The sequence below is a fragment of the Paenibacillus illinoisensis NBRC 15959 genome (assembly GCF_004000925.1).
GTDB classification, from domain to species: Bacteria; Bacillota; Bacilli; order Paenibacillales; family Paenibacillaceae; genus Paenibacillus; species Paenibacillus illinoisensis.
On sequence record NZ_BIME01000001.1, the window covers coordinates 893,741 to 906,942 of the forward strand.

Here is a 13,202-nt window from a genome sequence, read left to right on the forward strand (position 1 = left end):
GATAGAACCCATGGAGCCTTCCACCATGTCCGGTCGGCTGTTTGCTTCGCCAGACGGTGGAACGGCTCCGATGCTTCCTTGGGTTCTATAAGTTACCGTGGATCATCTTAGTTTAATTGAGCTTCAGCTTGTTTTTGTGCATCAGCCAGAACGTCGTCGATCGCTTTGCCGTTCAGGAAGTTTTGCATTTCAACAACCAGAATGTCCTCGATTGCATATGTGTTAATACCGTAATTTACGCTAGGGATTTCTTCAGTCCATTTTGCGAAGTCTGCAAAGATTTTTTGTCCACCGAAGAACTCATCTGCTTTTTCAAATGCTTCACCTTCAGTAGCCGGTTTGTATGTTCCGATTGCGCCGATACCGTTCAGCAGGTCTTGATACAATTGTTTGTCAGAACCAAACGTGCTGCCCAGGAAGTCTGCAGCTTGATCTGCACCAGGAACATTGTTCATGACATACCAGGAGCTTCCTCCAAGGTTGGATGCATGTACAGAGTTTGGTTGACCAGCCATTTTAGGAAGCGGAGCTACCGCCCATTGACCGGATTGGGATGCTTCTTGACGAACGGATGGTGTAATCCAGTTACCTGTCGGGATCGTGGCTACGTCACCATTGTTAAATGCTGCTACGAACTGGCTCCAGTCGGAGTTCAGTTTAACCACATTGGCATCCATCATTGCTTTGTAGGTAACAAATGCTTCTTTCAGCGCTTCATTACCAGCCAGGTTAGGTGTTTTTCCATCTTCTTTGGAGTACCATGAACCAGCGGATTGAATCATCATACGAATCAGACCCAGGTCATTCGGATCAAGAGTGATCAGATCTTTACCTGTTTTTGCTTTAACATCTTTACCGATTTGGATGTAGTCATCCCACGTGATGTCTTGCAGATCTTCAGCTTTGTAACCAGCTTGCTCCAGCAGGTCTGTTCTGTAGTAGAGACCCGTTACACCGGAGTCAAATGGAACACCATATTGTTTGCCGTCATAAGCTGTCGGTCCCAATTTGTAATCGGCAAAGTCAGAAGCCGTGAAGTTGGAAGACAGATCCTTGAAGGCATCAGGGTAAGCATTCAGGAAGCTTTGTGCACGGTAGTCTTCAATTAGTACGATGTTTGGAAGACCATTGCTTGTTCCCGAGTTCAAACCTGTGTTAAGTTTTTGGATAATATCATTTTGTGCGTATTCAACAACGTTGATTTTTACATCAGGATGATCTTTAGCGTAAGCTTCTTTTGCTGTATTCAATGCAGCAATGTTGAACGATGGGTCCCATGCCCAGATCGTAATCTCATTGGATGCTTTCTCACCCTCGCTAGCCGTGTTGCCTCCTCCTCCGGAAGAACATGCGGACAACAGCAGGACAGTAACGAGCATCAATACCCACATTTTTTTCAAATCATTCAACTCCCCTTCAACCTCTTTGTGTGTAATTTGTTTGCGTTTTCTGAAAGCGGTTGCTTTCGATGTATTCATCTTATCATTCCCAAATCGGCATTCGTTAGTAATAATTTTGTACGGATTTGTCATCTTATTGCCACAATGAAAACCTTTACAGAAACCGTTTGCATTAAATTTGTTTTTTGGTAATTCCTTTTGATTTCGGAGTAGATCGAGCCAAAAATTTTACCATTAAAGCAAAAAACCGCTTTCATTTATCAAAATAAAAAAAGCCCTTCGTGTGGAACCACTCCACAGAAAGACTTTTGATCCGTGTTCGTTTGTAAGCTCATATTGCATCCGTGCCATTTCTTCAGCTTGTAATCAGAGGAAGTGTCACCGTCACTCTTGTCCCCTCGCCTGGTGTACTCATAATGGTCACACCATAAGGGGCACCATACAGCAGTTCAATCCGGTCATGTACATTACGAATACCAATGCCGCTAAACAGCTGCCGATTATTTTTGGGATTAGGCAAAGATTCCCCCATTGAAAACCCTTCAATGCCATCTCCGTTATCCATGATTTCGCATATCAGCGTTTCCCCTGCCCGTGAGACGAGAACATGAATGGTCCCGGTCTCTTTGCGGTTAAAGGCGTGGAAAAAGGCATTTTCAATAAACGGTTGGATGACAAGTTTGGGTACATGGTAGTGATTACAGTCGGGAGCTACATAGAAGGCCGCTTTGATTCGTCCACCATAACGGACATGATTGATGAAGACATAGTTCTTCAGGTTCTCCACTTCCTGCTCTACCATGACCGTCTCGCTTACATCGCTGATCGTATTTTGCAGTAAGGCAATCAATGCGTTGATCGTCTCTGCTGCCCGATCCTTGTTCCCCTGCTGCACGAGTACCTTCACCGAAGCCAGAGTATTATACAGAAAATGAGGATTAATCTGGCTTTGCAATGCCGCAAGTTCTGCATTGCGCTGTTCCCGCTGGGTCAATACGAGCTGATCCACATAGTCATGAAGCTCGTCAAGCATGTAATTGTACGCATGACCAAGCTGCCTGCTCTCATAACTTCCACTAACCGGAATGTAGTTATCGAGATCGCTTTTCGTAATATTGGACATTTGCTTCACGAGCCTGCGCAGCGACTTTGTAATCTGGTTGGTGATTAGAAACACCAGTACAAGCGCCCCAGCCACAATGGCTGCACAAATCAAGGCAATGGTTTTGAGATCAAGCAATTGTCCCACAGCCTGATTCTTATCAACGACATTAATAATATAGAAACGGTAAAACGGCAGATATTCGGACAGGACTACGCTGTCCTGCTCCATTACCTTTGCGTTTATACCATTATTATTGCTCTTCGTGGCCATTTGTCTGGCGTAAGATAGAAGATCCAGCTGTTTCGTACCAATCCATTCCTCCCGGTTGGAAGACACAATTTCCCCATTTTCATTGAGGATGACCACATCGTTGCCTCTACTCGTGAAACTGCTGTAAAACTGACGGAACACATTCTCTTTGATGGTTACATAGAGCGTTCCGTAAATCCGGCTCTGGGTCCGATCCGCCAATGCTTTGGTAGCTGAGATCATCTGCTGCGTGCCAACGTCGGTGTCCGTTCGGTAATCATCAAAAATCAACCGATTCGGTGTCTCCACAGCGTCGATCGTAATTGGCAGTTCTCTCAACTCCTCCAGCGACATCCTCAGGTGGGACCGGTCCGTAGAATAGGTACGCCCATTAATTCCGCTAATCGTAATGCCAACCTCATAGGATTCCATAATGGACTGGATACGGTCCATCGATTCCCTCATATTATAATAGGACTTGGCCATCGTGAGAGAATCCCCCTCTCCCTCCGACAGATAGCCGCGAATTGCCCCGCTTTGGCTTACGTTGTTGGAGACGGCCGCAATCGCATCATTAAAGGATTCGAAGGTGGTCTTAATCTGACTAAGCACCTTGGAGTTTGTGATGCTAAATGTCTCGGTAAACAGCTTCGTGGACATATGGACGGTAGTCCATAAAATAAGTACGGAAACGAGAACGATGCTTACCACCATGACGAGAAACAGCTTGGGAAACAATCCGAGACGTGATAATCCGTTCATCCATTTCTTCATGATCTTTTCCTTCTGACTTTATGCCCAGAATTTCCGACGATATCGGCTTGGTGACAGTCCGGTAAATTTTTTGAACACTTTGCAGAAATAGCTGTGATCCGAATAGCCTACCATGCTGCTGATTTCGGAAATGGTAACATCATCCGATCGCAAGAGTTCTTCTGCCTTCTCAATGCGAATTTTGTTCAGATATTCGTTGAATCCTTCTTTTTTATGTGATGAAAAATAACTGGATAGATACGATGGATTAAAATGAAAATGCTTCGCCACTTCAGCGAGACCGAGCGGCTGATCGAAATGCTCATGCATATATTCAAGCAGCATCTTCATATTGGGGTCACTGCGTTTACCTCCATCACCAGCCGTGCATTCCTGCACTTCCAGCATGAACTGATCAAGCACCTGCATGGCTTCATTCAGGCTTGAAGCTCCGTCCACGTTTTTGAAATAAGTATACTTGCTCTCTTCCAGAGCCGAAGATTGTACGTCCATATCCGCAAGGGTAATCGTTACGTTGAAAATCAGATTGCCCAAAAAGGATTTGATCTCGAACACATCAGCAATGTAGTCACGTCCCAGGGTAAGGGCATGCTCTTTCAGATACTCCCTGGCTGACTCGGTACGATTCCGCTTCACGTGCTGCAAAAACATATTAACATTAAACTGATAACCTGCCGTATGCAGTGGTGGAAGTTCGCTGAAGACAAGAATTGAACGGTCCTCATAATAAAAACGATATTCCATGAGTTTAATGAGTTGATTACGGTACACTTCACCCATCTGGTCAAAAGATGTAAAGCTGTCACTTAAGACCCAGCTGGGTCCTTTGATGCCTGCTCCATTTTCAATGGCCATCTCTTTGATCCGCCCGACCATCCACTCCTCTTTGGCAGGGTCTACATTCAGAAGGAATATAGGCATTTCACTCTCTACCGGTACCATGGCACATTCCACATCGGCCAGATAATTTAGCAGCTTGCTTTCGGTATCCTTCTGACTCAAGTGCGAATGTTTCCCAGAAACAAGGAGGCGAAAACAATGATGAGGAAACGTATCCCTGACCATAGCCATATCTTTTTCGTCTTCCAATGCAAAACCGGATAGCATCTTCTCCATGAACTGTCCCAGCTTCCACCCTTCATTTGAGGGCTCATACTGCAGTTCAGGAATTTTTCCGGCCGTTCGCTGAAGTACCTGCAGCAGCTCGTCGGTGTCCAGCTTTGGTTTCAAAATGTAATCTGCAGCTCCGTGCTGAAGCGTCGAACGCACATATTCGAATTCACTGAAGCTGCTGAGCACAATGACTTCAATCTGCGGCTGGCTCGCTTTAAGCGTTCTTACAAATGCTTCACCGTCCATGATTGGCATCACAATGTCGGTTATGACGATGTCAGGCTTCAGCAAACGTACCTGTTCCAGGCCTTCTTCACCATTGGATGCTTCTCCGACAATCTGGAATCCTTCCGATTCCCAATTCATATGATGCTTGATCCCCTGGCGTACCAGAAACTCATCGTCAACAATCAGCACCTTGCACAACCGGTTCATGATCGCGACCCCCTTGTCTAATCTTTCCTCTATGTCTCTACAGGTTATACCTTTTTTATATCGGATATAACGGCTCCCCCGTGTTAGCGGTTACAACAATTTTAAAGTTTTGGTTCTCTCTTTATATCCCATAATCGTTGTTAAATCAATGGAAATTGAAAGTCAGACGTATTCCTGAAAGAAAATCCACTCATTCATTTTACACTATTATTCGACAAAAAAAGAAGCCATGGTTCACCTAAAGACAATCGGTGTTCCAGGACTTCTCATCATATCTTACGATCTACTTAAAGTTCAATGATTACTTGAACAAACCAAAACGCTTCATCGTACATTGAAATTCCTGCTGTGAGTTAATCGGCCTGATGCACACTGCCATACGCATGGGTCTTCTGCCCTTTAACACCAGGCCTAATCACAAAGACAGAACCGGCATCGGGCGTCTCCACCAAACGTTCCTCACTAATGCCTATTCGGGCGGTTGTGATATAGAGATCCTCCAAGTCAGGCCCGCCAAAACAACAGGAGGTTACCTGGTCTGCAGGTACTTCAATCTGCTCCAGCAATTCTCCGTTGTGCGGGTTCCACCGTGTCACTCTTGCGCCGCCCCAATGAGCAACCCACAACATGCCCTCGCTATCCACCGTCATTCCGTCAGGAAAACCAAAGTCCTCCGGTACCGAAATAACACTTGTCCGATTCGTGATTTCACCTGCTGCGAGATCAAAATCAAATCGGTCAATGGAACGTGTAGGGGTATCGATATAGTACATCATTTGCTCATCCGGGCTCCAGCCCAGTCCATTGGAGGTAGACACATCTCGAACCATGGTTCGAACCGGTTTGCCTTCCTCGAGACAATACAATGAGCCTGCTTTACTTTCATCATGCAAACTCATTGTACCCGCCCAGAACCGACCAAGGGAATCACATTTCCCATCATTGAATCGATTGGTGGTTTTGTCGCTCTCGGGATCCTCGATTGCCTTCAATTCTCCCGTGCTCAGATGGTAAGTATGGAACCCGCTTCGGAGTGCCACAACAACTTCATCGCCGCGATAGGGAACAACAGCACCCACATGTTCACCTACATCGTAAGCCTGATCCTGCCCTGTTTGAGGATCATAGACATGTACCTTGTAACTTTCGATATCCACCCATAACAAACGATTGTGTTCTGCATCCCAGCTTGGACCTTCCCCCAGCCGTGCCGGGGTATGTACTGCAATGTTAAGCTTGCTCAAGCAATCACATCCTTTTATGATTTGGCGCCGCCTGACCATTCAAAACCGATGGCATCCAAAAATGCTTTGGACAAAATCATGTGGCCTGTTGCATCTGGATGAACACGGTCATAAGTCAGGACTGACGTATAGAAATGATCCCAGAACGGGACAAAGGCTGCCTGTGTATCCACCAAAATGGCATCAAACTCATTCGCTACCCTACGCACAGCTTCGCCATAGATATCCATCGTCGCGCGCATAGGATCTTCGGGATTGGCCTCCAGGTAATAAGGGGTCATCAAGACAAGTCCTTTTAGATTGGGGCGAACAGAAGCCACAAGTTCTCTCAAAGTGGATTCATACTCTTCCAAAAACACATGCGAATCTGTCGAAAATGGACGGTCGAACTGACGCCATACATCGTTAATGCCAATCATGATCGTCAACCAATCGGGCTTCAGATCAATAACGTCACGGTCCCAACGCTGCTTCAAATCACGAATGGTATTCCCACTATTACCCACATTCTGAATACGCAGCATCAATTCCGGATAAATGGAACGTAAAAGTGCGTATACCTGTGCAACGTAACCATGTCCGAGTCCTGAACTGCCCTCACCTACAGGATGTTCACGACCACAGTCCGTGATGGAATCACCGATGAAGAGCAGCTTGTCATTCTTTTGCAATTTCATAGTCGTATCTCCTTCGCCCTATAGCGCATTAAAATGAGGGGTAAACGGTTACCATCCTTGATTTTTGAGCCAAGTCAGCAACAGATCCGACCACGCCCGAACGGCATGATCATCTTCAGCAAGGCCCAGACCATGCGATCCTTTTTCGAATACATGCAGATCATAAGGAATGCCTTGGGCACCCAATGCAAGTGCATAACGCAAACTGTTCTCGACCGGCACGGCCTCGTCGTCACTCGTATGCCAGATAAATGCTTCAGGTGCGTCAGCTTTAACCTGCTGCTCTGCGCTAAATGCTCTAATCTGTTCAGGCGAGGCATCCGGTCCCAGCAGATTTTCGCGCGAACCAGCATGTCCGTATGATTCCATCGTTATAACCGGATAACAGAGAATAACCCGATCCGGACGTGAGCTTTCACGCTCAATCGGATCTTCGTGATTCGGCTGTCCCTTATCATACAGGGTACCAAGTGTAGCTGTAAGATGGCCGCCTGCAGAGAAGCCGAGTACAGCAATTTTGGAAGGATGGATACCAAATTCCTGGGCATGGGCGCGTACATATCGAATGGCACGCTGACCATCGGATAGTGGTGCCGGATGCTGGTGTGGCGCTACGCGGTATTTCAGCACAAATGCACTAATACCAGCGCGGTTGAGCAATTCGGCAATTGGGGCTCCTTCGTGATCTGCGAGAAACCCGTAACCGCCGCCGGGACAGACAATGACAGCGCTCTCGGAACCAGGCTGAATAAAAGGGATAAGGTGGGGCATTTCTTCTTCATGCCCTTTAGCCGCATGAGGTGCTGCGTGATCCCATAATGGAATGGTTGTTGTTGTCAACTTCTATCATCCTCTCTTAGTAGAACGGATACGATCATCCGCTTTCGTTTTCCAATTGAAGGAATCGATATCATCATACGGCAACTGCCCCCATGCATCAATACCTTCCTGGCATGACTTTTGTTCATAGGCTCATCGCGGGGAAGAAACACGGTCAGATATCGTAATCAAGAGCCGTACCCCTCCCTACTTCGCTATAAATATAACGTTCGAAACTGCTCAGGTGTTACACCTTCAATTCGCCGAAATGTCGCTACAAAATGGCTCGCATCGCGAAACCCGACGCGCGCAGCCGTCTCCTTCACAGTCAATTTGCTGTTCCCTGTCATCCATTCCTTGGATTTGCGAATCCGCAGAAGAATAAAATAACTGTAGGCCGTCATGCCAAATGATTGTTTAAATAACGTATTCAAATGCCTTGGTGTAATTCCTGGCACGGCAGCCATCTGTTCAAGACCTATATCGGGATCCGCATAATGCTGGTCCATGAATGCAATGAGCGGTGCTAGCCGTTCCACGGCATGCGAGATGGATGACCTGCTGCCAGTCATGCCGTGTTTCTTGAGCAGGATCAAAAAGCGGTACATATCGGCGGAAGCTTCCAGCCCGGACAAGTCCTGGTCGCTGCTGATGGAACCCAGCACCTCCCTGCCGTAGTTCTCCAGCGGGCTTCCTGCATCCCATTGATGAAGTGCCGCCTCTCCAAGTCCAAGTGCCTCGGTAATCGCCGGACACTGGGATCCGCCAAACGTTATATAGAGCGTCTCCCACTCCCCTATTGAAGGTACATATTCATGCGGCTCATTCGGAGGCAGGAGAATTCCGGAGCCTTCACCGAGGACTACAGTTGAACCAGCAAAATGGAACTCCCCAGCACCTTTCACCGTCTGAAGCCAGTGATAACAAGGATAGCCTGCAGGTCGGAGAACGTTCTCCTGATTGCCGTTATAACCAATGCTTTCGATATACAGCGGGAGCGGCTCTTCGCGCGGCGTCATGAAATATCTTCGATGTGTTGGTGAGATTAACATGGTGTTCTCCTCTCGATGGTAAGCGTCCAGCCAATACACAGCTGCTTCTCTCATTTCCATATTCTTATATGAATCATTACTTTTCTTATATTTTAAAAGCTATTTGAATCATATAATATACAATTATTCTTATACAAGAGGTGAATATATTGATTAGCAGCAAATTACCCAAAATGTTCTATGGCGGTGACTACAACCCTGAACAATGGGATCACGAGACCCATCTTGAAGACCTGCGCATGTTTAAACTGGCAGGGATTGATATTGCCACAATTAACGTTTTCTCCTGGGCTCTGATTCAGCCTGATGAGGTAACCTATAGATTTGAAGAATTGGATCAATTAATTAACAGTCTCTATGAAAACGGTGTCTACGTTTGTCTTGCTACCAGCACGGCTGCTCATCCTGCGTGGATGGCCAAAAAATATCCGGATGTACTGCGTGTGGATGCAGACGGACGCAAACGCAAATTCGGCGGACGCCATAATTCCTGTCCAAACAGCCCAACCTATCGCAAATATTCCGAGAAAATTGCCGATAAACTGGCGGAACGCTACAAAGACCATCCTGCTGTCCTGGTATGGCACATCTCCAACGAATACGGCGGAGACTGCTATTGCGACAACTGCGAGAAAGCCTTCCGTGTGTATCTGAAAGAGCGTTACAAGACGCTGGATCAGCTCAATCAAGCATGGAACACCAACTTCTGGGGCCACACCTTTTATGACTGGGACGAAATCGTTCTGCCAAGCAATCTGAGTGAGCACTGGGGTAACAACAACTCGACATTCCAAGGCATTTCCCTTGATTACTCCCGCTTCAACTCCGACAGCATGCTTGATTGTTACCGTTTGGAATATGATGCGATCAAGAAGCATGTCCCTGATTCCGTCGTAACAACGAACCTGATGGGATTCTTCAAGCAGCTTGATTATTTCAAATGGGCCAAATATATGGATATCATCTCTTGGGACAGCTATCCGGGTCTTGCCACCCCATTCAGCTTCACTGCCATGGCACATGATCTGATGCGCGGGCTGAAAGATGGTCAGCCATTCATGCTTATGGAACAGACACCAAGCCAGCAAAACTGGCAGCCGTACAACTCGCTGAAGCGTCCTGGGGTAATGCGACTGTGGAGCTATCAGACGATCGCACATGGCGCGGACACCATTATGTTCTTCCAGCTTCGCCGCTCCATCGGTGCATGCGAGAAGTATCATGGTGCGGTCATCGAGCACGTCGGACACGAGAATACACGTGTATTCCGCGAAGTCGCCCAGCTTGGCAAGGAGCTGCAATTGCTCGGTGACAAAACACTGGATGCTACGGTGGAATCCAAAGTGGCGATTGTGTTTGACTGGGATAACTGGTGGGCCATCGAGAAATCCAGCGGTCCTACCGTTGCCCTGAATTATGTGGATCAAATTCACAAATATTACGCCGCCTTTTTCCGCCGCAATATCCAAGTGGATATTGTCAGCGTGGATACCGATCTTAGCAAGTATGATATTGTTCTTGCTCCGGTACTTTATATGGTCAAACCGGGATTTGCCGCCAAACTGGAGAAGTTTGTTGAAGCCGGCGGAACGTTCCTGACCACATTCTTCAGCGGCATTGTCAATGAGAGTGACCTCGTCACAACAGGTGGTTATCCAGGTGAACTTCGTAAGCTGCTTGGCATCTGGGTCGAAGAGATCGACGCTCTGCTCCCTGAGCAGAAGAACAGTATCGTGCTGAAAGACACGTATGGTGATCTTCAAAGCAAATATGAATGCGGCATGCTGTGTGACCTGCTGCACAGTGAAGGTGCTGAAGTTATCGCCGAGTATGGAGATGATTTCTATCAAGGCATGCCTGTCGTAACCCGCAACAGGTTCGGTCAGGGTGAAGCATGGTATGTGGCTTCCGATCCGGAAGAACGCTTCCTGGATGGCCTGCTGGGACAGCTTGCGGCAGCCAAAAACATCCACCCTTTGCTCGAAACACCAGATGGTGTGGAAGTAAGCGCACGTACAAAAGACGGCAAGCAGTACCTCTTCGTCATGAACCACAATGCGACCACTCAGTCGTATGAACTTGGAAATGGTAAGGCACAGGACCTCTTAACGGATCGCGAACTCTCGGGTAGTGTGGAGATTGAGGGCCGCGGTGTTCAGCTGCTTGAGATGAAGTGAGTCAAGATGCAGTGACCCTATCATGTTGAAAAAGACAAAAAACAGAACGATAGGTAATCATTCGATACAACGTGTTACGATTAATCTTAACAATCATGCTTTTTCTTAAAAATTACGTGAATCTCAATCGATTAAGCTAGATATAAGCTTCTTATCATCATCCTAACTGCTACTTACCGTATCCGTATAACCGGATACGGTTTTTTGCCAACATTTATGGAGTTTTGGTGAGAAGGAAATATTACTCCATAGGGCGAATTTGGACGAGACACATATTATAAGGGCCCATGCCGGAAAAGCGCTCCCTCTCCCACCATTACTCAGCATAAATTCAGGTGTACATATGATTGGTGACACCCAAGATGTCACTAATTGGCTGCTATAATGGCTTTAGCACTCCGGCAACCTTTCCGGCGGCCTAACTCTCGAAACGGAGTGGCTGACATGAACAAAATAAATCGGCTTGCTGCCATCGTCATGGCATTACAGCACGGACTGGAAACAGCACATTCACTGGCAGACAAGTTTGAAGTGTCCCGTCGTACCATTTTGCGAGATATCCAGTCCCTCTCCGAGATGAACGTGCCGATTATTGCAATTTCCGGCCCTGGTGGCGGCTTTCGGCTTATGGAGGGTTATGTGCTGCCGCCACTGCAGCTGGATCCGGTGGAAGCAGCAACGCTCATATTCGCTCTTGAGGGAATTAGCCATTATGCAGATACACCTTTTCAAGAGAAACGCTGGACGGTTATGGATAAAATCAAAGGCATTATTCCGGATGACGTCATGGCTCGGATCGACCCCATGCTCAAACAGCTGAATCACTGTATCCCGGAGCGCAACTATATTCTTCAGCATCTGGAACCGCTCCTTGCATGCATTCCTGAACACGGTTGGTTGCGTATCCTGTATCGTTCGGCTGCACGCCAGCGCTGGATCCAGATCCGTCCGATTCGCATTTATGCTTCTGCAGGATTCTGGTACTGTGATGCATATTCGGAGGAACATGGGGAACAGCGTGTGTTTCGAGTAGACCGGATTCTGGAAGCTGAGTCTATTGACTCCTCCAAAACCAAACAGTTAACGATAGATGCCGAGCGTGAATTGAGCCAGCCTCGCCCTTTGGCAAAACCTGCCGTTCGTATCAGAGCACGTTTAAGCTACTGCGCCATGGTTGAGGCAGAACAAGACAGGCACATTGGTGAGAAATTGACAGAGATTGCCCCGGATCTCTGGGAGCTTTCTTTCCTCTGTCCAGCAGACCAATGGGAGTGGGCTGTTCGTTTCTTTTATCGTCTGGGCCGTGAAGCCGAAGTCATTGAACCCGAGGAACTCCGCAGCGAGATCAGGCAGCATGCCGAGGACGTGTACCGACTGTATGTGAGCACTAACCCGAATTCCTGTACAACTACATAAAAGGAGATGCCTTAACCATGATTACCGAGCCGATTGTAACCTATGAGGAAGCTGCCCAGCGTATACAGACAGCGGGATTGCTTCCACTCGCACCGTTATTTCCTGACTTTCCTTCTCTGTCTTCGTTAACGCCATCGGAAAATTGGCATACCGAATCTCCTCTCGATCCCTGGCTGTGGCGTTCACGCCTGGCTGAAGAAGGCGCTGCTGCATACGGCAAATTTGTCAAAAAGAAAGCGATCCTCATCTCGCGTGAATGTTTCCCTTGGGTGCACCGGTTGCTATCTGACAGCAGAACCATCCAGGAGCAATATGATGCCGGCCTGCTCTCCCGTGACGCATTCAAGCTCTATGAGCGAATCGAAGATCAGGAAGGCATTGATGGACGGGCATTACGTTCACAGGCTGGTTTCGGCGCCAAGGAAGATAAGAAGGCATTTGACCAAGGGCTACTGGATCTTCAAGGCAGTACAGTCGTTGTCATTAGCGGAACCAAGGAAAAGGAAGGTCTTGCAGAAGGCAAGGTGGCCTGGAACAGTTCTTCCTATGAGACGGCAGGTCACTGGATGAGCCGTCAGGGTATTGAACCCTTTAACGGCAGCATCACAGAAGCACGTGAACTTTTACTGGACAAGCTCGTTGAACACACGACTGAGGCTGGACTGGTAAAAATCAAAAAGGCGTTTGGCATCGTTTAGACCGACATCTTGCACTTAATTAAGATACAATCCACCAATAGAA

Annotated in this window: 10 protein-coding genes; 3 read left to right on the forward strand and 7 right to left on the reverse strand. The window is 47.4% G+C overall.

Going from position 1 to position 13,202, the window contains the following annotated elements; genetic code table 11:
- Positions 1–107: 107 nt before the first annotated feature.
- From PIL01S_RS03875 to PIL01S_RS03905, 7 genes are all read right to left on the reverse strand, one after another.
- Positions 108–1,391: an ABC transporter substrate-binding protein gene (locus PIL01S_RS03875; RefSeq protein ID WP_371859916.1), complete on the reverse strand. Its 1,284-nt coding sequence runs from the start codon at positions 1,389–1,391 to the stop codon at positions 108–110.
- A 364-nt stretch (positions 1,392–1,755) separates the two neighbouring features.
- Complete coding sequence (locus tag PIL01S_RS03880; RefSeq protein WP_127536301.1) at positions 1,756–3,528, reverse strand: sensor histidine kinase; 1,773 nt, start codon at positions 3,526–3,528, stop codon at positions 1,756–1,758.
- Between the two features lie 18 nt (positions 3,529–3,546).
- Entirely contained in the window at positions 3,547–5,076 is a 1,530-nt protein-coding gene (locus PIL01S_RS03885) for a response regulator transcription factor (RefSeq protein ID WP_127536302.1), read from the reverse strand.
- 353 nt (positions 5,077–5,429) lie between these two features.
- A complete protein-coding gene (locus PIL01S_RS03890) occupies positions 5,430–6,320 on the reverse strand; it encodes an SMP-30/gluconolactonase/LRE family protein (protein WP_246058079.1) in 891 nt (296 codons plus the stop codon).
- Positions 6,321–6,334: 14 nt separating this feature from the next.
- Positions 6,335–6,997 (reverse strand): SGNH/GDSL hydrolase family protein, encoded by a 663-nt coding sequence (locus PIL01S_RS03895; RefSeq protein WP_127536304.1) that lies wholly within the window; start codon positions 6,995–6,997, stop codon positions 6,335–6,337.
- 48 nt (positions 6,998–7,045) lie between these two features.
- The gene (locus PIL01S_RS03900) at positions 7,046–7,837 is read right to left on the reverse strand and encodes an alpha/beta hydrolase (RefSeq protein WP_174818658.1); all 792 of its coding nucleotides are present in this window, start codon (positions 7,835–7,837) and stop codon (positions 7,046–7,048) included.
- Positions 7,838–8,031: 194 nt separating this feature from the next.
- Entirely contained in the window at positions 8,032–8,868 is an 837-nt protein-coding gene (locus tag PIL01S_RS03905; RefSeq protein ID WP_127536305.1) for an AraC family transcriptional regulator, read from the reverse strand.
- Positions 8,869–9,017: 149 nt separating this feature from the next.
- Between PIL01S_RS03905 and PIL01S_RS03910 the strand changes: the two genes are divergently transcribed.
- From PIL01S_RS03910 to PIL01S_RS03920, 3 genes are all read left to right on the forward strand, one after another.
- Complete coding sequence (locus tag PIL01S_RS03910; RefSeq protein WP_127536307.1) at positions 9,018–11,045, forward strand: beta-galactosidase; 2,028 nt, start codon at positions 9,018–9,020, stop codon at positions 11,043–11,045.
- A gap of 444 nt (positions 11,046–11,489) precedes the next feature.
- Positions 11,490–12,461: a helix-turn-helix transcriptional regulator gene (locus PIL01S_RS03915; RefSeq protein ID WP_127536309.1), complete on the forward strand. Its 972-nt coding sequence runs from the start codon at positions 11,490–11,492 to the stop codon at positions 12,459–12,461.
- A 17-nt stretch (positions 12,462–12,478) separates the two neighbouring features.
- Positions 12,479–13,159, forward strand: a complete 681-nt coding sequence (locus tag PIL01S_RS03920) for an AlkZ-related protein (RefSeq protein ID WP_127536310.1) — start codon at positions 12,479–12,481, stop codon at positions 13,157–13,159.
- The last annotated feature ends 43 nt before the right edge of the window (positions 13,160–13,202 follow it).